This is a genomic window from Anaerobacillus sp. QJM3NY_17 (genome assembly GCF_056173665.1).
Genome location: NZ_CM149685.1, coordinates 3,360,035 through 3,382,389 on the forward strand (window position 1 = coordinate 3,360,035; position 22,355 = coordinate 3,382,389).

At 40.6% G+C, this 22,355-nt stretch carries 25 protein-coding genes; 13 read left to right on the forward strand and 12 right to left on the reverse strand.

Annotated features, from left to right (window positions below; translation table 11 throughout):
- Nucleotides 1-348 precede the first annotated feature (348 nt).
- The gene (locus AC0VYV_RS17395; protein WP_404683130.1) at nucleotides 349-1,512 is read right to left on the reverse strand and encodes an iron-containing alcohol dehydrogenase; all 1,164 of its coding nucleotides are present in this window, start codon (nucleotides 1,510-1,512) and stop codon (nucleotides 349-351) included.
- Nucleotides 1,513-1,821: 309 nt separating this feature from the next.
- Between AC0VYV_RS17395 and AC0VYV_RS17400 the strand changes: the two genes are divergently transcribed.
- Nucleotides 1,822-2,052 (forward strand): DUF378 domain-containing protein, encoded by a 231-nt coding sequence (locus AC0VYV_RS17400; RefSeq protein ID WP_194219039.1) that lies wholly within the window; start codon nucleotides 1,822-1,824, stop codon nucleotides 2,050-2,052.
- A gap of 41 nt (nucleotides 2,053-2,093) precedes the next feature.
- Here the strand turns inward: AC0VYV_RS17400 and yugI are convergent, their stop codons facing one another.
- A complete protein-coding gene (gene yugI, locus AC0VYV_RS17405; protein WP_098444801.1) occupies nucleotides 2,094-2,510 on the reverse strand; it encodes a S1 domain-containing post-transcriptional regulator GSP13 in 417 nt (138 codons plus the stop codon).
- 312 nt (nucleotides 2,511-2,822) lie between these two features.
- On the opposite strand from yugI, the gene AC0VYV_RS17410 reads away from it, so the two are divergent.
- Nucleotides 2,823-4,163: a sodium-dependent transporter gene (locus AC0VYV_RS17410; RefSeq protein ID WP_475365714.1), complete on the forward strand. Its 1,341-nt coding sequence runs from the start codon at nucleotides 2,823-2,825 to the stop codon at nucleotides 4,161-4,163.
- Between the two features lie 202 nt (nucleotides 4,164-4,365).
- Nucleotides 4,366-5,193, forward strand: a complete 828-nt coding sequence (locus AC0VYV_RS17415; protein WP_475365715.1) for an alpha/beta fold hydrolase — start codon at nucleotides 4,366-4,368, stop codon at nucleotides 5,191-5,193.
- Nucleotides 5,194-5,217: 24 nt separating this feature from the next.
- On the opposite strand, the gene AC0VYV_RS17420 is transcribed toward AC0VYV_RS17415, so the two are convergent.
- The gene (locus AC0VYV_RS17420) at nucleotides 5,218-5,547 is read right to left on the reverse strand and encodes a hypothetical protein (RefSeq protein WP_430241725.1); all 330 of its coding nucleotides are present in this window, start codon (nucleotides 5,545-5,547) and stop codon (nucleotides 5,218-5,220) included.
- A gap of 414 nt (nucleotides 5,548-5,961) precedes the next feature.
- On the opposite strand from AC0VYV_RS17420, the gene AC0VYV_RS17425 reads away from it, so the two are divergent.
- From AC0VYV_RS17425 to modB, 6 genes are all read left to right on the forward strand, one after another.
- The gene (locus AC0VYV_RS17425) at nucleotides 5,962-6,681 is read left to right on the forward strand and encodes a LiaF domain-containing protein (protein WP_475365716.1); all 720 of its coding nucleotides are present in this window, start codon (nucleotides 5,962-5,964) and stop codon (nucleotides 6,679-6,681) included.
- A gap of 17 nt (nucleotides 6,682-6,698) precedes the next feature.
- Nucleotides 6,699-7,745: a HAMP domain-containing sensor histidine kinase gene (locus AC0VYV_RS17430; RefSeq protein WP_430241729.1), complete on the forward strand. Its 1,047-nt coding sequence runs from the start codon at nucleotides 6,699-6,701 to the stop codon at nucleotides 7,743-7,745.
- Nucleotides 7,732-8,370, forward strand: a complete 639-nt coding sequence (locus AC0VYV_RS17435; protein ID WP_430241730.1) for a response regulator — start codon at nucleotides 7,732-7,734, stop codon at nucleotides 8,368-8,370. The genes AC0VYV_RS17430 and AC0VYV_RS17435 overlap by 14 nt, the downstream gene beginning before the upstream one ends.
- A 94-nt stretch (nucleotides 8,371-8,464) precedes the next feature.
- Entirely contained in the window at nucleotides 8,465-9,346 is an 882-nt protein-coding gene (locus AC0VYV_RS17440) for a vanadium-dependent haloperoxidase (RefSeq protein WP_475374035.1), read from the forward strand.
- 139 nt (nucleotides 9,347-9,485) lie between these two features.
- Nucleotides 9,486-10,244: a molybdate ABC transporter substrate-binding protein gene (gene modA / locus AC0VYV_RS17445; RefSeq protein ID WP_475374036.1), complete on the forward strand. Its 759-nt coding sequence runs from the start codon at nucleotides 9,486-9,488 to the stop codon at nucleotides 10,242-10,244.
- A complete protein-coding gene (gene modB / locus AC0VYV_RS17450; protein ID WP_475374037.1) occupies nucleotides 10,237-10,896 on the forward strand; it encodes a molybdate ABC transporter permease subunit in 660 nt (219 codons plus the stop codon). Before modA ends, modB begins: the two co-directional genes overlap by 8 nt.
- 22 nt (nucleotides 10,897-10,918) lie before the next feature.
- Here modB and AC0VYV_RS17455 read toward each other — a convergent pair whose 3' ends face one another.
- Nucleotides 10,919-11,638: a hypothetical protein gene (locus AC0VYV_RS17455; RefSeq protein WP_475374038.1), complete on the reverse strand. Its 720-nt coding sequence runs from the start codon at nucleotides 11,636-11,638 to the stop codon at nucleotides 10,919-10,921.
- A 168-nt stretch (nucleotides 11,639-11,806) separates the two neighbouring features.
- On the opposite strand from AC0VYV_RS17455, the gene AC0VYV_RS17460 reads away from it, so the two are divergent.
- Together AC0VYV_RS17460 and AC0VYV_RS17465 are read left to right on the forward strand one after the other, a co-directional pair.
- The gene (locus AC0VYV_RS17460) at nucleotides 11,807-12,391 is read left to right on the forward strand and encodes a YiiX/YebB-like N1pC/P60 family cysteine hydrolase (RefSeq protein WP_475367882.1); all 585 of its coding nucleotides are present in this window, start codon (nucleotides 11,807-11,809) and stop codon (nucleotides 12,389-12,391) included.
- Nucleotides 12,392-12,545: 154 nt separating this feature from the next.
- Nucleotides 12,546-13,916 carry an N-acetylmuramoyl-L-alanine amidase gene (locus AC0VYV_RS17465; protein ID WP_475374039.1) on the forward strand — a complete coding sequence of 457 codons (1,371 nt, stop codon included), beginning with the start codon at nucleotides 12,546-12,548 and terminating at the stop codon, nucleotides 13,914-13,916.
- Between the two features lie 46 nt (nucleotides 13,917-13,962).
- Here the strand turns inward: AC0VYV_RS17465 and AC0VYV_RS17470 are convergent, their stop codons facing one another.
- The 3 genes from AC0VYV_RS17470 to AC0VYV_RS17480 form a co-directional block, all read right to left on the reverse strand.
- On the reverse strand, nucleotides 13,963-14,700 hold the full coding sequence (locus AC0VYV_RS17470; RefSeq protein WP_430241742.1) for an STAS domain-containing protein: 738 nt from the start codon (nucleotides 14,698-14,700) through the stop codon (nucleotides 13,963-13,965).
- 246 nt (nucleotides 14,701-14,946) lie between these two features.
- Nucleotides 14,947-15,543 (reverse strand): sulfite oxidase-like oxidoreductase, encoded by a 597-nt coding sequence (locus tag AC0VYV_RS17475; protein ID WP_475374040.1) that lies wholly within the window; start codon nucleotides 15,541-15,543, stop codon nucleotides 14,947-14,949.
- Between the two features lie 122 nt (nucleotides 15,544-15,665).
- Complete coding sequence (locus AC0VYV_RS17480) at nucleotides 15,666-16,988, reverse strand: Na+/H+ antiporter family protein (RefSeq protein WP_475372836.1); 1,323 nt, start codon at nucleotides 16,986-16,988, stop codon at nucleotides 15,666-15,668.
- 359 nt (nucleotides 16,989-17,347) lie between these two features.
- Here AC0VYV_RS17480 and AC0VYV_RS17485 point away from each other — a divergent pair, with 359 nt between their 5' ends.
- Nucleotides 17,348-17,830, forward strand: coding sequence for a divergent PAP2 family protein (locus tag AC0VYV_RS17485; protein ID WP_194219610.1), 483 nt, complete (start codon nucleotides 17,348-17,350; stop codon nucleotides 17,828-17,830).
- A gap of 16 nt (nucleotides 17,831-17,846) precedes the next feature.
- The gene (locus AC0VYV_RS17490; RefSeq protein WP_475374041.1) at nucleotides 17,847-18,656 is read left to right on the forward strand and encodes a cobalamin-binding protein; all 810 of its coding nucleotides are present in this window, start codon (nucleotides 17,847-17,849) and stop codon (nucleotides 18,654-18,656) included.
- A gap of 46 nt (nucleotides 18,657-18,702) precedes the next feature.
- Here the strand turns inward: AC0VYV_RS17490 and AC0VYV_RS17495 are convergent, their stop codons facing one another.
- The 5 genes from AC0VYV_RS17495 to AC0VYV_RS17515 all read right to left on the reverse strand — a co-directional run bounded on the left by AC0VYV_RS17495 (nucleotide 18,703) and on the right by AC0VYV_RS17515 (nucleotide 22,216).
- The gene (locus tag AC0VYV_RS17495; RefSeq protein WP_430241796.1) at nucleotides 18,703-19,290 is read right to left on the reverse strand and encodes a 3D domain-containing protein; all 588 of its coding nucleotides are present in this window, start codon (nucleotides 19,288-19,290) and stop codon (nucleotides 18,703-18,705) included.
- A gap of 123 nt (nucleotides 19,291-19,413) precedes the next feature.
- The gene (locus AC0VYV_RS17500; protein WP_194219021.1) at nucleotides 19,414-19,731 is read right to left on the reverse strand and encodes a YuiB family protein; all 318 of its coding nucleotides are present in this window, start codon (nucleotides 19,729-19,731) and stop codon (nucleotides 19,414-19,416) included.
- 227 nt (nucleotides 19,732-19,958) lie between these two features.
- Nucleotides 19,959-20,099: a YuiA family protein gene (locus AC0VYV_RS17505; protein ID WP_194219020.1), complete on the reverse strand. Its 141-nt coding sequence runs from the start codon at nucleotides 20,097-20,099 to the stop codon at nucleotides 19,959-19,961.
- 217 nt (nucleotides 20,100-20,316) lie between these two features.
- The gene (locus AC0VYV_RS17510; RefSeq protein WP_475365725.1) at nucleotides 20,317-20,799 is read right to left on the reverse strand and encodes an NUDIX hydrolase; all 483 of its coding nucleotides are present in this window, start codon (nucleotides 20,797-20,799) and stop codon (nucleotides 20,317-20,319) included.
- Nucleotides 20,800-21,013: 214 nt separating this feature from the next.
- A complete protein-coding gene (locus AC0VYV_RS17515; RefSeq protein ID WP_194219018.1) occupies nucleotides 21,014-22,216 on the reverse strand; it encodes an NAD(P)/FAD-dependent oxidoreductase in 1,203 nt (400 codons plus the stop codon).
- Between the last annotated feature and the right edge of the window lie 139 nt (nucleotides 22,217-22,355).

The window sequence follows — 22,355 nt, forward strand, 5'->3', positions numbered from 1 at the left end:
GTTTTACTTTAGCCCAAGACCCATTCGAAATCAAGAACACCGACCCATGTAAGCGATTACCTGGAGAGATTTCTTTTTAAAGTTACTTGAGCTCTTTAGAACTTGAACTATATTTCTCTTGGAGCAACAATGTGAGATGCTCGATTTTTAGCTCATTCGATTGAAACCAGAGTTGCAATCGCCTTTAAGCGGAGCTTAAAGGTCGCAATGTGTGAGGGAGGCGGTGGACAAATTCATTTGTACTAACCGCCTCCCTCACACATTGCGAAAATGAGCTAAAAATCATCCCCAGCTAAACAACACAACAAAAAGAACCGCTCCAAAACGGAACGGTCCTATCATTTCACCTTATAGAGAAGCCTTCAAAATCGCCATCACGTCGTCGCGCTCAAGGGATTTGAAATTACCAAACGCCCCATTAGCCATCGCACGGTCAGCGATAAGATCAAGCTGGCTATCGTCAATGTCGTAATCAGCAAGACGGTTTGGTGCACCAAGGCTGCTCCAGAACGCACTTAGCTTGTCGATACCTTCAAGCGCAACATCGCGATCTGATTTACCTTCTTCGCTTACGCCAAGAACTTTGACAGCAAGACGCTTGAACTTATCAACGTTCACGTCAAGGTTGTGTTTCATTAAGTTCGGGAAGAGAATTGCAAGGCCACCAGCGTGTGGAATATCATAAACAGCTGATACCGCGTGTTCAATGTTGTGAGAAGCCCAGTCGCCGCGAACACCCATCTGTAGAGATTGGTTGAGCGCTACTGTACCACTCAACATGATTGTTGCACGGTGGTCGTAGTTTTGCATATCTTCAAGAAGTTTTGGAGCTGTGTTCATCACTGTTTCAAGAACAGAGAACTGCATATTTTCTTGTAGCTCTGTATTTGATTCAGGGTGAAGGTACTGTTCAAGTACGTGAGACATCATGTCCACCATGCCGTAAACTGTATGGTTTTTTGGCACTGTGTACGTATTCTCAGGATCTAGAATAGAAAATTTCGGGTGTACAAGTGGATGTCCCCAACCGTATTTCTCTTGTGTATCCCAGTTTGTGATAACAGAACCTGGGTTCATTTCTGAACCAGTTGCTGCTAGCGTTAGAACTGTACCGAATGGAAGAGCTGCTTCAGGGAATGCTTTTTTCGTTACGAAGTCCCAAGCGTCTCCATCATATTTAGCACCTGCAGAAATAGCTTTTGTGCAGTCAATAACACTACCGCCACCTACTGCTAGGATGAAATCAATGTTGTTTTCTTTACAAATATCGACACCTTTATGAACAGTTGTTAGGCGTGGGTTTGGTTCAACGCCGCTAAGTTCAAATACTTCAGCACCGATTTCGTTTAATGTGTTCATTACGCTATCGTAAACACCATTTTTCTTGATGCTTCCTCCGCCATAAACAACGAGGACTCTTTTTCCGTATTGTGGCACTTCAGTTTTGAGCGCTTCTAGCTGCCCTTTACCGAAGATCAATTTTGTTGGATTTTGGAAAGTAAAATTATTCAATGTTATGTCCTCCTTTAATTCAAATCACGTTTAACTTCGCTTTTAGGCGCAATAAAAACTCACCCTTTATCTTTAGTAATGCAAGAAATTTAGGTGAGAGTAAATGACCACCAAAAGGATTGATTCGTGCAACTAACCATCAGAAATAAATAGCTTTGATGGAAGTTCCATTTTATTATGCCTCAATCAATTATTAAAATAAAGCAATCTGCTTATAGGAATTAAGTGGAGCCGCTATGTATAATTTGGTGAAGTTTTAATCATCTTATAGAAGAATCATTATGTTTCCTAATAAAAGGAGGTATTCTTATGAGCACATTACAACGATTTGCTCTTGCGTTAGTGATCATCGGAGCGGTCAACTGGGGCCTCATTGGATTTTTCCAATTTGACCTTGTCGCGGCAATTTTCGGTGGACAAAATGCTGCACTTGCTCGAATTGTCTATGGCCTAGTTGGGCTAAGTGGGCTATATTGCCTAACATTACTTTTCAAACCTACAGAAGAGCTTTCACATGATCCCGATCGCGCAACAACATAAAAAAAAAGAAGGCAGCCGCGGCTGCCTTCTTTCGTCATTACTTACTTCTTCAGACGCTTGTTCAATTGAGCTTGACGGTCGTTAGATTCTTTCAACCAGTCTTTAAGCTTATCTTCAAGCGTGTTGAAGCCTTGTGGAGAAGAAGTTTGTTGTGGTTTCTTGTTTCCGCCGCTCGGTGCTGCCGGGCGAGGCTTTCTTTCCGGACGCTCAGGTTTAGGCTGAGTAGCACGGATTGAAAGAGAGATTTTACCGGAACCTTCTTCAATGTTAAGGATTTTAACCTTAACTTCGTCTCCTACAGTAAGTTGATCTTCGATATTTTTTACGTACCCGTGAGAGATTTCAGAAATGTGAACTAGTCCTTGCTTTTGGTCGTCAATTGCAACGAAAGCACCAAAAGGCTTAATACCAGTTACCTTCCCTTCAACGATATCACCGACGTTATATTGCTCTGCCATGAAAACACTCCTAACAAATTTTTTCAACTTTACTAGTATAACATAGATTTCTAATCTAGACAAAACATCATACTAGCCTTTTCTAAGAATCATACCTTTCTATTGAAGGAATAGCAAGACAAGAATGTATTATAAAGCATTTACTTTCAAATTAAAATAAACAGAGGGAATGGCTGGTACTTCAGTAATATCAAGGTTTATAGCGTGTGGTAAATAAATACATGAATATTTGATATTGACTGAATTCTTTCCGCTCGCTATAGTGATAAAATGCCATTCAATTGGACTTACTATATTGTATGAGGTGACAAGATGAAATCAAATGATCAATGGTCGTCAAGATTCGGATTTATTTTGGCTTCAGCTGGATCAGCTATCGGGCTTGGTGCACTGTGGAAATTTCCATATATGGCGGGTACAAATGGTGGAGCAGCATTTTTCCTTATTTTTCTTCTTTTCACTGTTTTAGTCGGTGCGCCAATGCTTCTTGCAGAATTTGTTGTTGGGAGACACTCACAGCAAAATGCCGTTTCTTCTTATGAATCCATTTCTGGGAAAGCAAGCTGGAAATGGCTTGGTTATCTAGGCGTTATCGCCTCCTTCATTATTCTTTCCTTCTATAGTGTCATTGGAGGATGGGTGATTACGTACTTAACAAGAAGCTTCTCGGGGTCACTTACAGGACTTCAAAATAGCCGTTACGAAGAGTTGTTTGGGGAAGTCATTGGAAGTCCTTCAACCGCTCTTCTCACACAGGCTCTTTTCTTAGCGATAACAGTAGCCATTGTGCAATTCGGTATTCAAAAAGGGATCGAAACAGCAAGCCGTTATATGATGCCTGCTCTCTTTATTCTTTTTCTTGTGCTTGTTGGGCGTTCGCTTTCTCTTGATGGCGCAATGGAAGGGGTCTCCTTCTTTTTAAAGCCTGATTTCTCTATGTTATCAGCAGAAGGTGTTCTTGATGCCCTTGGCCAATCGTTCTTTGCGCTCAGCGTCGGGATCTCCTTAATGGTTACGTACAGCTCTTACCTTGATAGAAAAGCTGATTTAACTGGATCTGTAGTATCAGTCGTTAGCCTGAACGTGTTAATCTCATTTCTAGCTGGACTTGCCATCTTCCCTGCTGTTTTTGCATTTGGATTTGAACCGACAGAAGGACCTGGACTTATTTTCACTGTTCTTCCTGCTGTTTTTAATCAAATGGCATTTGGCGGTTTGTTTTTCACAGTTTTTCTAGCGCTTTTGCTATTTGCAACGTTAACATCAGCTTTTTCCTTGATGGAAATCATTGTTTCTACAGTAACGCGCGGTAAAGGAAATCGTAAGAAAGTTTCCTGGATCGCAGGATTCTGCGTATTCTTACTCGGGATCCCTTCCGCTTTGTCATTTGGTGTCCTTGGAGACATATCCATATTTGGCAGAACAATTTTTGATACGATGGACTTTCTGGCAAGTAACTTATTAATGCCAATCGGTGCCCTTCTTATCTCTATTTTCGTTTCTCGGAAGATGAAGAAAGAAATATTAGCTGACGAAGTGATGATGTCTTCTAAAATAGGGCGGGTCATTTTCCCACTCTGGTATGGTTTAATTCGTTACTTTGTCCCAGCTGCCATCACAATTGTCCTCGTTACATCTTTACTTTCATATTAATTTCTTTTATATGTATATTCTTTTTCTAAAGTGGGAATAACAGGAGTAGTAAGCTATCTATATTCCCCCTTTTGAAGACGAGGCCAACGCCTCGTCTCTTTTTTTGTCTTCTCATTCGGCCCTTCAACTTTATAAGAGTAGGATAAAGTATGACTAAGTAAGCCAAACTTTAAATAGCGAATGGAGGAGAGGTGATGAAACCATGTCTATCCCAAGTAAGGAACGGATACAAATCGACAACGTGACGTTGGCATATGAGTATTACAAACATACTAACCCTCATGTCCATACACTTGTCTTCATTCATGGCTTCCTTTCTTCTTCCTTTAGTTTTCGTAAGCTTCTTCCCCTTCTTAAAAAGAACTATCACTTATTGTGCTTTGATTTACCAGGCTTCGGCGAGAGCGAAAAGAACTGTGATATCCATTATTCGCTTCATGAGTATGCTGCTCTTACAAACCGACTTCTTGAACGGATGCAAATTTCAAAAGCTATCTTGATTGGACATTCAATGGGAGGACAAATTGCCCTTCGCGCGTGTATTCAACACCCAGAACGGATTGAAAAGCTCATTCTCCTATGTAGCTCAAGCTATATTAAATCTTCTTCATTAGGTATTCGATTATGCTCTTATCTCCCTTTTTTTCCGTTTTGTCTTAGCTTCTCAATGAGTGCCATCAATTTAAGAAAGAATTTCGAACATCTCGTTTATGACCATAAGCTTCTCACGCAGGAAGTCATCGATGGCTACACATCGAGTTTTAATGAAAAAGGTTTCTTTCTTGCACTTTCTCGCCTCATACGAGATCGAGAAGAGGATTTATCTACGAGCACATTAAATAAAATTAATTTCCCTATCCTCTTAATTTGGGGAACCGACGACCGTCTTGTGCCTATACGCGTAGGTGAACGCATGAAAAAAGACCTGCCAGATGCAGATCTTCTTATCCTCTCTCATACCGGACACCTTATCCCAGAAGAAAGGCCTGTGGAAGTGTCACAAGCCATTCACCAATTCCTACAAACATAACAAAAACCGCACCTTGGAGAGCGGTTATTTGTTTGCGACTAATTGTGGTTCTTCTTTTAATAAAATACTTAAAAATCCTGAAGTTACGAGAAAAGCTGCTGGGATAATATAAAAAACCGATAGAAAAATAATTCCTCCTGCTGCTGAAACGAGGAGACTAAACCCTCCTACAATAGGTCTTGTTTTCACAAAATAACAACCTAGTACAGCAAACGCTGGAAAAATAAAAGCAGTTAAAAACGAAATATCTTTGACTTGAATTAGAGGTATCACATTAAACCTTGAGAGCACTGCTGCGATAATGCCTAGAACACATCCAGCAACGGCCAGTTTAAACATGCGCTTTTGTTTCATTTTATTCCCTCTCTCATTTTGAACCATACTCTTCTTACATCTATTCGAGTTCGAAACGCTTCATCCTTCTCTTCTTTCATACTTTCCACTAAACGATTCCATTTTAACATGAAAATTCAGCCTTAAGACTGAGAAAAGTTCAATCGTAAGAAACTCCAATTCCCTCACATATTCCTATACACTCTAGATAGAGACGAATTGATAACAATTATTAATATTTCACTATTGTAACCGCGATCGTATTTGGAAACTAGTATCAAAACAAACCATTACACCACACTATTTCCCTAAAAGGAAATATATTCTTCCAGATTCAAGTTACTTCAAGTGACGATCCAGTGTTATTGCAGGAAACAAGCTATCAACTGTCAAATATGTTCATGTATAGGAGACAGAATGAATTGAGGAGATTAGATGAAACGTATACAAACTGGACGATTCCTCGCCGCGATTTTTTTCGTTGCTCTCGGAATCTTTCTTCTTCTTATAAATATCGGCATTATTTCCATGGAAATGACGGAGGCAATTGTCTTTTTTTATCCCTTCTTGTTGTTTCTGCTCGGTGGAAAGTACCTTTTTGATGCCCTCTTACCTTCAACGAGAAGGAAGAAATGGACAACCGGTGTGCTACTACTCACCTTTGGACTACTTCTGATCCTTGATCGTTTGGAGGTAATTGACTTTAGTTTCTGGAGTATTTGGAAACTATGGCCGCTTATATTCGTAATGATTGGTTTTAAGTTCCTGGGGAAATTTCGAAAAAGCCAGGGATTCAGTCTCGTGAAAGACCATTCCTATAATAAGCCAAATTGGCAGGTGCATACGATGAATGATTGGAGTTTTGTGTGCGATTATAACTTCGATTTTTCAACAACTCTTATCCCAGAGGAAGAAACCGTTATTACGCTATCAGGATTTGTTGGTGATATTAATATTATTTTCCCAGATGATATCCCATTTAAGATTGACGGCACAGCCCATGTACTTTCGGCTACAATTGATCAGCATAATCAGGACAACGTCGGAAAAGGTCACGGCTTAACTTACAAAACAGACGATTTCGATGACGCTCTCCAACGAATCGTATTCTATCTTGACTTCTCCGTACTTGATTTACGAGTTGATCGGATTTAGAGAAAGGTGCCATAGATGTGAATAAATCAACGCTCAGATGGAAATTACTCAAGTCGCTTCTTTATACTGCTTTATTTACCGGGGTTCTTTATTTCCTAGTTATCCAAATTGCACTGTTTTTCCAGCCTAATGCCGTATCTGTGCTATTCAGTTTACTATCACCGCTTTTAGTCATGCTTCTTGTGGTTCTGTTAGGAAGCTATTTCAGCTATAAAGATACACTCTCCATCAGAAATCGACTTGAAGATATCTCCACCCAAATCATCATTCTTTCGAGAGGCAAGTTCACTGAAAAAATGGAAATGACAGACAAAGATGAAATTGGTCGGATTAGTAATGAATTAAACGAACTGGCTGATAAGCTTCAGAAGCAAGTAACCTCTCTACAGAATTTAGTTAACCAAAAAGCGGATTTAGCTGAGAAAGCAAGAGGAGCAGCCATTATCGAGGAACGTCAACGACTTGCAAGAGACCTTCATGATGCTGTCAGTCAACAGCTTTTCGCGCTAAATATGATGTCTTCTGCTTCCATAAAGATGATGGATCGAGATATTGAAACCGCTAAATCACAAATGTTGGATGTCGCAGATCTCGCAAGTAAAGCACAAGTTGAAATGAGAGCACTTCTACTCCACCTCCGTCCGATTCACCTATCTGAAGATTCATTATGCGAAGGGGTGAGAAAGCTTGTCGATGAGTTAGAAAAAAAATCCGGGGTTACCTTTCACGTCACACTAAATGATCTTCCCGACCTTTCTAACGGAATTGAAGAGAATTTATTCCGAATCGTTCAAGAAAGCCTCGGGAATGCACTCCGGCATGCTGAAGCATCTGTAATTCGAATTACTGTTAAGCTTAAGAAAAACCAGTTTTTATTACATATAAAAGATAATGGAAAAGGGTTTGAAATGAATGAAAACAAAAAAGGAGCATACGGACTAGGTTCTATGCAAGAGCGATGCGATGAAATCGGCGGACAGTTCCGCATCTCTTCTCGCGCTGGTGAAGGAACCCTGGTTGAAGTACGTGTGCCGTTGGAGGGTTTGAACGATGCCAGAGATTAAGATGATGATTGTTGATGACCACGATATGGTCCGAAAAGGATTGAAAGCTTACCTTCTGACAGAACCAGATTTTCAAATCGTAGGCGAAGCTTCTAATGGTAAGGAAGCTGTCACTCTAGTGAATGAAATGGATCCTGATGTGATCTTAATGGATCTTATTATGCCAGAGATGACGGGCATTGAGGCAACAAAAGAAATCATGACCCTGAGGCCAAATGCAAAGATCATTATCATAACAAGTTTCTATGATGATGAGCAGGTGTTTCCTGCGATTGAAGCAGGTGCCTTTAGCTACCTTCTAAAAACAGCTTCTGCTGATGAAATTATCTCGACCATTCGTAAGGCTGTTCAGGATGAAAGCGTAATCGAACAGAAGGTCGCTCAAAAAATGATGAACCAATTACGCTCAAATCAAAAGAAGTCTTTGCATGATGATCTAACAAAACGCGAAAAAGAAGTTCTGCTATTAATAGGCGAAGGAAAAACAAATAATCAAATTGCCGAAGAACTATACATTGGATTAAAAACAGTGAAAACACATGTAAGTAATATTTTGGGGAAACTCGGTGTCAATGATCGAACTCAGGCTGCAGTTTATGCGATAAGAAACGGCATGGTTCGTTAACACGTAACCTTCTAGAATATGCCTTTTAGTTTAGCACCCCTCTTAACTGCCTCGCATTTACTATAGGGAGTAGTGATTGAAGGAGGAACTAGCTATGGCAGAGAATTATAAAAAATGGTCAGAGCTTCCGTATGCAGGTGAAAACGAGCCGCCTCATAATCCAGAAGAACCTTACGCTGGATCATGGCCGGATTATTATATCCGTAATAAACCACCAGGGCGTTTTACCACATTAAGCGGAAGACCCTTTCGACTGGACATCAAGCCACCAGCATCGATCGATTGGGACAGTGAGTTAAAAAAGGTCAAACATGCACAGAAAGACCTTAATCCGAAGCAAGCCACTTTAGCTGAATATTGGGGGACTGGTGTAGCCAGTAAACAATGGACTCCGATTATTGATAAGTTAATTGATACGTACAACGTAACAGCACCTCGAGCAGCAAGAATTCTTGCAGGCGTAGCAACCGGCATGAATGATGCTTTTACAACGGCTTGGTATTTAAAATACCGTTGGAATGTTGCAAGACCAAATCAACTGGATCACAATTTCAAATCCCTGCTCTGTACCCCAAGACATCCCACCTATCCATCAGGACATGCAACGGTAGGAGCAGCTACAGCAGAAATTCTTTCTTATTTCTTTCCTGCAGAGCAAGAACGATTAAGAGAACTCGCGAAAGAGTGCGCTGACTCACGACTCTATGCTGGAGTGCACTTCCCAGTTGATAATGAAGAAGGACTTCGCCTCGGAAAACAAATAGGTTCCATCGTCGCTGCTGAGTTAGAAAGTCAAGATAATGTTCGTGGGCAAACAATTGATGTATCATACCGAGAAAGTCATCACGCTAAATTAGCACCTCCGCCATACAAGCAGGCAATTGAGTATCCATTCGATTCGAAATGTGATTCTTCAACTAAAAATCCTTTTGTGCGAAGTAATACAAAACAACCTAAACCAAAACTCTTTTTCTAACGATTCTATCCCACATTTGAATTGGATCACTTTGCGATAAATCATAAAGTGATTCAATTTTTCTATGTCTTCTTACCGTACAAATAGAGGAAGTTTCGTTATAATAGATGGAAGATTAGCAGATGAAAGGATCTTACATATGAAGCATTTACTACTTCTTATCCTTATGGTGTTCTCCATTGCAGGATGTCAATCAAGCAAAGAAGAAACAGCCAATATAACGGTTGCCGCGGCGGCTAGTTTAAGTGATGCGATGAAAGAGTTAAATTCTCTTTACGAACAAGAACACCCTGATACAGAAATCACTCTAAATCTTGCATCATCCGGTGTTCTAGCCAATCAGATCAAGCAAGGCGCACCTATAGATGTCTACTTCTCTGCATCAGAGTCTTATTTCGATGATATTAAAAAGGAAGACCTGCTTGAAATCGAAACAAATATACTGCGAAATAAACTCGTTCTAATTAAAAGCCAATCATCTAAATTGAGTAGCTTTGACCAATTAGATGAAAGTCATAAAGGTCGTTTTGCGATCGGAACGCCTGAAACAGTCCCAGCTGGAGCCTATGCAAAAGAAGCGCTACGATACGCAAACAAGTGGGATACGATGGAAGATCAGCTAATCTTCAGTAAAGATGTGCGCCAGGTTCTGACTTACGTTGAAACAGGTAATGCCGATGCTGGTATTGTTTATGAAACCGACTATCACTCTTCTAGCAAAGTAACATTGGTAGAAGATGTACCTACCCAATCGTATTCACCGATCATTTATCCTGCTGGGATCGTCAAAGGAGCTAACGAAGAGGCCAGGGACTATTTCACATTCTTACAAAGCGATGAAGCATTAGCGATTTTTGAATCCTATGGTTTCCAAAGTGACGTGACCGCAAATGACTGAATTCCTTGATCCCATATTAATTTCACTTAAAATCTCTCTGGTCGCAAGTATCATCGTGACTGTCCTCGGTATTATCATTAGTCACCTAATGGCAGGAAAGAATTTTCGCGGGAAAAGTTTGATCGATACCGTTATTATGCTCCCGCTTGTGCTGCCTCCTTCGGTTGTTGGCTTTATTCTACTCGTCCTCTTTGGCGCTTCAAGTCCAATTGGTCAGTGGATTGAGACAATCTTCGAGCACTCACTCGTTTTCACGTGGCAAGCAGGTGTTGTCGCGGCAAGTGTCGTTGCATTCCCTCTCATGTATCAATCAGCTAAAGTCGGTTTTGAATCAGTAGATCGTGATATTAAGGATGCGGCACGGGTAGATGGAGCAGGAAAATGGACGGTTCTAAGAGTCATCTCAATTCCACTTGCTTCAAACGCTCTTATCTCTGGGATTACCTTAAGCTTTGCTCGTGCACTTGGGGAATTTGGAGCGACTTTAATGTTCGCCGGAAACCTACCTGGAAAAACACAGACCATGCCCACGGCTATTTATGTTGCCATTGACTCTGGTCAAATGACACTTGCTTGGTCCTGGGTAATCGTAACTATTACCATCTCAACGATCATGCTTTTTTTATCTTACCGAGTAGCGGTTAAAATATAAAAAACTCGCTTACGCGAGTTTTTTACTCTTCTGTATTCCTTTCTTCTTCCTCAGGCTCTAACGATGCTGGATAAAATTCTTTCCGCAAATGAATTTTCTCAATGGAAGGGGATTCACTCTTACCTTCCGTTCCATAAATCGTCACATCAGTAAAACCTTCTATAAGATAGATCGTTACAGGCTTCTCAAATGGATTCGACCCTTTTCTAACCTCTTCCACTTCAAAACCTAAACTCGCGAGGAGAAGGCGATTATCCTCAAGGTAACGTAACCCTTCTGGAAAATAATTCATCTCAACGGCAACATTATCTTTGAAAATAACTTCACCATTTTCAAATGTCATTTTCATTGGATCCTTGCGATCTGGCTCAACGCTCTTAGGGAAGTTCGATAAAAATTCCTCACGTGATAAACCTAGTAACTCCGGAGCATTTACAATCAATTCAATCGATGAAGGTTCAAAATCAATCTCTTCTTCAATCTGAGCTTCTTCTTCCTTCACATCATTCGGGACTTCATCCTCATTTTGCTGACTGTTTCCTGATGATTCATTTCCATTCCCGATCGCTTCATCAGTTGGCGCACCGCCAAAGGTCGGAACGCCCCAGACGACTATGTATAGCAATAGCCAAAAGCCGGCAAACATTGCTGCTCTTTTTCTAGAAGATGTTACAAAGGGTTTAATGATATTAGCCGTCATAAGAAGAAATGCGATAACCACCACTGCTTTTAAGAAATCCATCCTCATTCACCTCACAATTAACTATAGGATTATTTGTTCAGCAAATACAACCATTTTCTTCACTATTATCTCGAAACTGTTTTGGTCCTACTGTTCCAATGGTAAAAAGAAGGAGAAATGGTTTATGTATCTAACTACAAGAGTAAGCTCATTTATAGGAGGTTCATCATGTCAGCAAACCGTTACGTTAACTTAACCGTCAAAAACTACCGATCTGCTCGAAATGACATTCAAACAGGCGACCTTCTCCTTTGTAGTGGCTCTTACCCAGTTAGTAAAATCATTCAGAACGTATCCAAATCCCAATTCAGTCACGTTGCCCTTCTATTTCGGTGGATGGATCGCATTATGATGCTAGAAAGCGTGGAAAGTTACGGTGTACGCATCGTACCGCTATCTCATTATTTCCAAGACTATCGCAATTCAGGTCATCCATACAAAGGAAAGCTTTATCTTGCAAGGCATTCTCTCACAAAGAACTTAGACGAAAGTAAGCGTAATGCAATGCTAAGAAGAGGCGCTGATCTAACAGGTAAGCTTTATGACATAGAAGAAATCCTTAAAATCCTGGCAAGCGTCGTGATTGGCGACCTTGAATCGATACCAAATGACAAATACATCTGTTCAGAGTTTATTCAGGAGTGTTTCCAAAAAGCAGGCATCTCTTTCTCAGACGATGGCCGAGGCTTCATTTATCCAGAGCATATTGCAAGTGATCCAGCTGTTCAACCACTATATAAACTCACTCCGTAACATGAACCACTATAATTTTTTATTGAACAGTTACACTATTGACTGTGGTAAAAAGCCTATTTTCAAGAAACTTCTCCTAATTGTACGGTTTGTCCAGACAGATTGAATTGGTATAAATATACTAATAGTATCCGACAATGATGGAGGGAGTCACTTGACGTTAATCATAATTGATCCAGGGCACGGTGGTACAGACCCTGGTGCAACGTATAAAAATTATCAAGAGAAAAATTTCAACCTTGCTATTGCTCGTATGGTAAGAGATCGTTTATTTTCAAAATACGAAGTAGAAGTGGCATTAACACGCGAATCCGATAAAACCATTGACTTAAAACCTAGAACAAATTTTGCAAATGCGATCAAAGCTGATTTCTACCTTAGCATTCACCATAATGCTGCAGGTGGGAGCGGGTTTGAAACATATATCTTTAATGGCACTGTTCCAAATGAAACCGTCCAACTACAATCGACTATCCACAACAAAATTTCAACCGACATATTAAAGAAATACAACATCTTGGATCGCGGAAAAAAACGCGCCAACTTTCATGTCTTACGCGAAACGAAAATGAATGCATTGCTTATTGAAGTGTTATTTGTTGATAGTGAAAAAGACCTTAAACTCCTCACCAACCCTGCATTTATGACAGACATATCGACTGTCATTGCTGATGCAACTGCAACCGCCATGAAACTACCGTTAAAACCTAAGCCAGTCGATGGCACTTTATATAAAGTGATTGCGGGAGCTTTTAGCAAGCGAGAAAATGCAGAAACCTATCTGAACATGTTAATTCAAAAAGGCTTTGGGGGTTTTATAGCCACCACTGTCGTCAACAAGGAAACAATCTACCGCATTCAAGTTGGCGCATTTAAGGAAAAAGAAAATGCAGAAGTCTTAGCAGAAAAATTAAACAAAGCAGGTATAGAAACATTTATACTAGTTGAAAAAGGAAACCCTCCCGTGCCGGTTCCAGACAAAGGTTATAAAATACAGGGCAATGCGGTCTTATCAGCTGAGCAAATGGATGCTTATACAAGAACCATTAATCCTGGAGCACCAGATCTTGCTGCCCTATATTTGGCCCATAGTAAGAAATATTCCATTCGCGGTGATATTGCTTATGCTCAAGCACTTCACGAAACAAATTTCTTTCGTTTTACTGGCGATGTGAAACCAGAGCAAAATAATTTCGCGGGAATTGGAGCGACCGGAGGCGGAGCAGCAGGTGCCACCTTTCCAAATGCTTCGACTGGCGTTCTTGCTCATATCCAACACCTCTATGCATATGCTTCCACATCTCCTCTTCCGGCATGGGACGAAAAAGTTGATCCAAGATTCGATCTTGTGACACGTGGCTCTGCCACAACATGGCAGGCATTGAATGGAAAGTGGGCTGTTCCTGGTTCCAATTACGGTGAGCTCATTCTCTCTTTGTACAAAAAAATGCTCGAATCGGCATTAGTCAAACTTGAAAAAGAACAGGCAACATTGCAAACGACACTCAAAAACCTTGAAATTTAACATTTAGATGAAAGAGCGTTCCCCGCTTTAGGAGAACGCTCTTTTTCTATAACCGGCTATTCTTATACTTTGAAATAGCAGCCTGTACGTGTGGATGATAGGTTGTTTTTATGTAATCCGTTCCTGATGAAATCCACTTTATCGCCGTTTCTGCACGTACCCCAGTAATCATGATATCCACCCCAAGGAGGTTCAATGAGCCGCATAACTTTAACATCATTTCAGAAAACTCTTGATTGAGAGAGGTAACAGACGATAAATCGATAATAAGTGTATTCACTTTCATATCAGCTACTTTTTGAAGTCCTATATCAAGAAGGAATTGAAAACCTACTTCTTCCACAACAGGTTGAAGAGGTAATAATCCCAGTTGATCCATAAGAGGGATTACGTTCACTGCCATGTTCTCCATGCGATCAATCAGTTCTTCTTGTTTTTCATACAAATGAGTCATATCCCGGAATTCTACCATTGCTCCATACATTTTATCAGATTCTCGTAAAACCCTTGTTTGAATGGTTAAATACAGGTTATAAACTCCCCAGCTATACGGCATAGCTTCAATGAAAAACTCTTCTCCCGTTTCAATCGTCCGCTCCACATGGCGCACTTCTTCTGGCGCTAACGGGAAAACTTCGTATACATTTTCCCCTAACACATCTTCACGCTTAACTTTTAGAATCTTTTCCGCTACTTCGTTAATGTGTATGATGCGAAAATCTAAGTCGATCGCTAAAATACCACATGATATATGATTCAATATATGATCCTGTACTATACTCACTATATCACTCCTATTAGATCAGACTCATAAAACAAAAGGAGAAGATCGGCTACTCAATTCGTCCATTACATCTCTGTCAGTCTATTATGGGGCTTCAAGCTTTCCCATTCCTATTTATTATAACTATCTAAATTCTACATCCATCTTTATTTCCCTGTTTTTGTAAACGAATCGTTTTGTCTACTACAAAACTCTCACCATATCTAGTTACTTTCTGAACAAAAAAAACTGCCAAAAAGGCAGTTTTCAATCCCAAGCAAATCGCTGTTCTTTCCACGGGTTACCATACATATGATAACCATTCCGTTCCCAAAAGCCCTGCTGATTTTCTGACCGAAATTTAATTGCGCGAATCCATTTCGCACTTTTCCAGAAATACAGATGGGGCACTACCATTCTGATCGGATAGCCGTGTTCTGGGGTTAACAATTTCCCGTTATGTTTGTAAGCAAGAAGGCTCGATTCTGCAAGAAAATCTTCAAGCGGAAGATTCGTAGTCCATCCTTCTTCTGCCTCTAACATAACAAACCTAGCTTCCTTTCGAATGCCTACATGATCTGCTATCGTCCGTGTTGCAATGCCTTCCCATTCATTATCAAACTTCGACCAGCCTGTCACACAGTGAATATCATTTGTTTGTGACGTCTCAGGTAGAGCCATTAGCTGTTCAAAGGTTAGAACCGTAGGGCGCTCAACGAGGCCTCCTATTCTTAAATCCCAATTTGAAAGATCTTTTTCATAATATGGAACGTCACCAACGTGTAGAACTGGCCATCCCTTCGTTACGCGTTGATTAGGAGGAACACGATCGCTGTTTTGCTCCTTTACTTTACCAAAGTACATACGCCACCTCATTTCATAGCTGTTTTATTTAGTGTAACAGAATATACCGACCCTTCTTTTATAGAATGCTCTATAATAATCAAAAAGAAAAACACGGAGAGCACTCACCGTGTTTTTCTTAGTTAAAAGATCATAGCTGCAATCCAGCCAAATAAGATAAGCGGGATATTATAGTGTAAGAACGTTGGGACAACCGTATCCCAAATGTGATTATGCTGACCATCTGCATTTAGTCCTGATGTAGGGCCTAATGTACTATCTGATGCAGGGGAACCCGCATCTCCGAGGGCGGCGGCAGTTCCGACAAGCGCAATTGTTGCCATTGGGCTAAATCCTAATTCCATAGCAAGTGGAACATAAATCGCTGCAATAATTGGAATGGTTGAGAATGATGATCCGATTCCCATCGTAATAAACAATCCGACGATTAACATCAAAAGAGCCGCTAGCGCTTTATTATCGCCTATTAATCCGGATGCTTGTGTTACAAGCGATTGAACTTCACCCGTTTGTCTTAGAACTTCAGCGAACCCATTCGCTGCAAGCATCACAAAACCAATGAATGCCATCATTTTCATACCGTCTGTTAAAATCGCTTCAGATTCAGCCAATCGAATGCTCCCCGTAATATAAAGGACGATAATACCTGAAAGTGCGCCTAGAATCATTGATTCAGTTGGAATCTGAACAGCAAGGGTAACGACAACAGATAAAATGGCAAATAGGATGGAGCGATTTGAATAACTATATGTCTCAGATGTATCTTCCTGAGCAATAGATAGCTGTTTATATGTCCTTGGCTTGCGGTATGAAAAGAAGACCGCAATAAGGAGACCAACCACGAGACCTGCTGTTGGCAATAGCATAGCTGTCGGTATAGAGGAAAGTTCAATTTCCATGCCACTATCAGCCATATTCGACTGAAGAATTTCGTGAAATATTTTACCGAAACCAGCCGGTAACAGAATGTATGGTGCGGTTAGTCCAAAAGTAAGAACAGCTGCTACCGCTCTACGATCCATTCCAAGTTCATTTAACACCTGAAGAATAGGTGGGATAAGAATAGGAATGAACGCAATGTGAACAGGGACTAGGTTCTGAGAGAAACATGAGATGAGAAGAATGACAAAGAGAATAAGAACTTTAGCAAGTCCCTTCTTCCGATCTCCTCCACGACGATTAACCATCTTTAGAGCACGCTCAACAATTAATTCAGGAAGTCCAGTGCGAGTAAGACCTACAGCAAAGCTACCAAGCAACGCATAGCTCAATGCAACAGTCGCTCCTCCTCCAAGCCCTGAACTAAACGCTTCGATTGTATCATTAAGAGAAAGTCCTCCTAATAAACCACCGGCGATCGCTCCAATAACAAGTGCAATGACAACATGTATACGAAAAAGGCTTAGCCCTAGCATGATGAGAACTGCAAGAATAACGGCATTCATAACGTAACAACCTTTCAATTGATCCTTTAGTTTGGTAAATCACTAATAAGTTAACACGAAAGAGAAATCGTGTCAATGGAAGACGCTGGTGCTTCCCCATCTTACCATGTGTCAAATCACAACTTCACAGGGATATGGTATAATAGACTGACAATTTCATGTATTATATTCCTTGTTTTAAATGGAAGTTAGGTAAGGATTTCATCCCCTAAGATTGAATTGAACCACCAAATGAGCAAAGACTTGAAAGTTTATCCTCAACCGATCTCCATTACTTCAATCATTCACTCGATTGAAAGTAAATTTCTTCGGGTACACCATTCAGTAGGAACAGTTTAGAAAGGAAGATGTTGTCACTCATGGATATTTTGCTAAATTTCCCCCTTTGGGCAGCGTTATTTGGCGTTGTATTTGCCCAGTTTCTGAAAGTACCGATTTATTTTATTGCAACGAAACAAATTAATTGGTCCCTCTTCAACGCAACAGGCGGCATGCCAAGCTCTCATTCCGCCGCTACGACAGCTTTAGCGACTGGAGTTGCACTTGAGACTGGCCTTGATTCTCCTATATTTGCCGTAGCAGCGATGTTCAGCATTATTGTGATGTTTGATTCAACCGGTGTTCGCAGACAAACAGGAGAGCAAGCCATTGTACTAAACCAGCTTGTTCTTAATTTCAATAGATTCGTTTCTGAAGCGAAAAATTGGCAGCAAAAGCAAGAACGAGAGAAAATTGAAGAATTAAAAGAGCTATTAGGGCATAAGCCAATCGAAGTTCTCGTTGGTGGCTTGCTTGGAATTATTTCAACTTTAATTTTATACTATGCTTTTCAAATCGCTTAAATATAGGAGGACTTAAATGCGAATTGTTTCATTGTGTCCTAGTAATACTGAGCTATGCGCCTACCTTGGTTTAACAGATCAGCTTGTCGGTGTTGATGACTTTTCCGACTGGCCAGAACAAATCAGGAGTCTTCCACGTCTTGGTCCCGATCTTTCAATTGATTTGAAGCAAGTTGAAGCGTTGAAACCAGACCTTATTCTCGCATCACTGAGCGTTCCAGGAATGGAGAAAAATATTGAAGGCATGGACGAACTTGGTCTATATTATACAGTATTAAATCCCAATTCCCTTGAGGATATTTGTAACGATCTCGTTACTCTTGGAGAGCTTACAAATAAAAAGCAGGAAGCCCTCTCCCTTTCCAATCGTTTCAGAAAATTGATTCAGGAGTACAAGAAAATCAGTGATCAAATCCCAGAGAAGCCGGATATCTATTGGGAATGGTGGCCAAAGCCTATTTTCACACCTGGTAAAACAAACTGGCTGACTGAAATTAGTGAACTGGCAGGAGCGAGAAATTCTTTTCGTGATGTGGAACTCGCTTCTGTTCAAACAGACTGGGCAGATGTCGTAAAGCGAAGACCAGACCATATTTGTCTTGCCTGGGTTGGCGTTCGACAGAATAAAGTAAATCCAAAAATCGTTCAAAAACGTCAGGACTGGGACAAGCTTCAAGAAAGTCCCATTCATGTACTTGAAGAATGGCTTTATTGTCGCCCTTCACCACGTCTAATGACCGGCCTCGTCAAACTTGCAGCCATTCTTCATCCTGATCGCTATCCCTCTTTTGAAGGGGAAGATGCTTTCTTAGAAAATGAGAGGTAAACGCAAAACGTCGGAGAGTATACTCTCCGACGTTTTGTAGCTTCTGTTATTCTTTCTCACTCATTAACTCTTGTCTGAAAACTTGCATCGACTCTTCTTCATTCAAAGTTAACAACATTTCTTCCGTTAAGGTTCCATCACCTTTTTCGATCAGATATACGTCGAGTGTCTTTTTCCCCCACTCATTATAAACATCATTAACTGTGTCGTAATACAGATCAATTCTCTTCCCAGTTATCGCACTTCCTGTATCTGCTACAACCCCAAAGCCATACTCAGGAATAAAGAGTACACTACCAATTGGAAAGACGGACGTATCGGCAGCGATCGTAGAGTAGAGATCCCGCTTTACCTTTACGCCAGAATAGGTGATGCCATATGCAGGATGCTCAGGTGTTTTCCCTGTTGATTCCTCACCTGCCGTATAACCTGTAGCCGTTACGGTATGCGTTGGATACTGTGACCAATCCTGAGAGGTCGCTAGGCTTGTCCTATCCTCTTCACTGAGTACAGTCTGCTGAGGAAAAATCCACTTCGTTACATCTTGCATTGATAAACCCGATAATAATAAATAAGTTGATAGCAACGCTGCTGCAAAAAGACCTGTAAAGATCATCCCTTTTGCGATCAGCATGATAAATCGCACATTTTCCACTCCTCTCATGATCTATTCATTTCCAGAGAAGTGAAAACCTATTCATCAAGATAACGTGCTTTTACACATATAAAAAGCTTCTGCCAACAATTGGCGAAGCTTTTAAAACATCTGATATCCTCTTACACGAAGCATTCTGATCGCAACACCAGCGAACACAGCTCCAACAAGTCCAGCAGTTAAAATAATCGCATCGGCACTTCCTAGTGAAAGAAGATCAGTACCTAACGCTTTAAATGAAGAACCTGGTGAGGAAAAATATTGAAAAAACGTAACGTTATCAATAATCATGATAACGATTACAGGATAGACAACTGCCATAATCCATGTCGAGCGTAGAAGCATGTTAAGCAGGAATCCAATTCCAAAGAAAAGCACAATAAACAGCAGCATCGAAATAATCAGCTGTGGAATCGCCATCGTTTCACCCCCGAGTAATCATTGTTAGTTTACTGGATTGTCCCATTTTAGTCAATGAACAGAGGGTGAACAAAAGAAAAGCGCAAGCGACTGGTAGGTCCGACAAGCGCTGGAGCTAGATCAAGAAAAGCGCAAGCGTCCGGTAGGTCCGACAAGCGCTGGAGCTAGACCTCAATCCATACATTATTATTTTTGAACCAAAAGAAAAACTAAGCGCTCTCAAACGCTTAGTTAGTTGGATTTTGTTTTGCTCCACTTCCTCCACAGTTATCGCATGTTTCCGATCCACCAAGAAGTAGTTGAAAGTACCCCTTTCCCTGGCAATAAGGGCAATCAGTTGCTTTCGCCTTATTTTGTTGTCTTCTCACATCAACCACTCCTTTGTTGTAATTTTCTGATAATATATCAAGAAACGTTGAAAAAGAAAAACACCAAATTTCTCACTGACAGCCCGTGTAAGCGAATACATCCTTAGTTATCAGATTATTTCGTCATTTATCAAATCATTTCAACCATTAGTAGGTGATGTGAGCGAATCGGACCTTTCCATCTATAACCGAGGTGTTTCCATTCGTTTTAAAGTTTTCACTTTTTATTGAAGCTCGAATATAACAATTTGTAAGACGTGTACTGAAATTGATTTCCAGGATTCATCTCCGTTATAAACTGATCCATTCCATTCAGAAAAGAAGGAATCATAGACGACGTACGTGGATCAGTAAGCAGTTCCTCCTTTGTTAAAAATCGGGACTCTCCAATTTCATTTGTTTCAGACGTTAGCGTGCCTCCGGTTCTTCTCATATAAAAAACCACTAAGTTATCACTTACATCTTTGTTAATGACACCTGAACGAATTCCTGCTATTCCAGTCGTTTCTGCAACAATACCCGTTTCTTCAAAAATTTCTCGGACAGCTGCTTCATCAACCGTTTCACCCGGATCCACAAATCCAGCAGGAAAAGACCATCTTCCTTTTAATCCACCATACTTCTTCATCACGACGAGATACTTCCCCTCAAATTCCACAATGCCTGCTGCCGCCAACCATACTTTTCCTCTTTCGGTCAAATCGAAATCCACCCCTGGAATAAATAAAGTAGTACGTTCATAGACTTTACTATAGCCCCTATTCTATTGAATAGATTAGAAAAACTTGGCTGATCGTCATCTCCTTTATGACGATCGCCTTCGTTTTTCTTATTGCGCTGATCACAAATGAATCATTTCATAAGAGCAAAAAAAGGCAAAGACATGACGTCTTTGCCCTCTTTATCGAATGATCTTAAAATAGCTTAAGCTTACCTTTTTTCCAGACAAGCCCTGGCCCACCAAGCATGAAGAGATAGCGATTATCAATCACTTTTTTCATAGCAGACGCTGTGCTACCATAGAGCTTTTTATTCCCAACTTTACCAATCGCTTCGCCTTTACCAAGTGAAGCAACCGTACCTTTGATGTCAGGAGTAAAGCTCTCAAGCTCTTTCCCGCGCACAAGGCTCAATAAGTTCTTAGATACAGCTCCAGCAGCTTGGATCGCAACCTGAGCCGTCGGAGGGAATGGACGATTGATTTCTTCGTTAATAAGAAGAGCACAATCTCCAACAACGAAAACATTATCGTAATCCGGTGTACGCTGATCTTTACGAACAGGAACACGGCCGCGGTTTGTTTCGAAGCCAGAATTTGCAACGATGGAGTTACCTTGCACGCCACCAGTCCAAACAACTGTCGCCGCTTTTACTTCTTCATCCTCACCCAAAATAACGCCATCTTCTGTTACTTCTTTGATCATTGTGCTCGTACGGAATTCCACACCTTTACGTTCAAGTAGATTCATTCCGTATTCTACAAGCTCCTCATCAAAACCAGGAAGAACAGTTGGGGACGCTTCCACATTAATGATTTTAACGCGATCACGAGGGATATCGAACTCTTTGCACAGTTCAGGAACACGTTCAGCAAGTTCACCAACAAATTCAATTCCAGTGAATCCTGCGCCACCGACAATAATAGTTAGAAGATCATCGCGACGCTTAGACTCATTATTGTAGCTTGCGAACTGGTATTCAATGTGTTCACGAATTTTTCGAACGGAGTTTACGCTACGAATACTGAAGGCATTTTCTTTAAGACCCTTAATACCAAACGTAGCTGGTTCAAAACCAAGTGCTAGCACAAGGTAATCGTATTCAAGTTCACCGTTAGAAAGAATGACGCGCTTTTCATCCGGCTTTACTTCTACGACTGTGTCTTTAATAAATTTGATTTTGTTCATATCAATGACATCTTTGATCATAATTCTTGTTTTGTCATGGTGCATTGTTCCTGCAGCTGGTTCATGAAGCCATGTTGTTTGGTAATGATAGTCATGCTTATTCACAAGCGTAACTTCCACTTCATTTGTTCCCATCTCTTTTTGAAGACGAGCTGCTGTCATAATACCGCCGTACCCTGCACCTAAAATTGCGATTTTTGGCCTACTCACTTGAATCACATCCACCTTTTATCGGTATTTTTTTAGGACATATTGTAGATTTTCCTGCATTGTCCCATCGTGAAACGTCAATAAACGCTAAATATAAGGAATCTCTTTCTCAAAAATGAACAATATTGAATAAGATCAA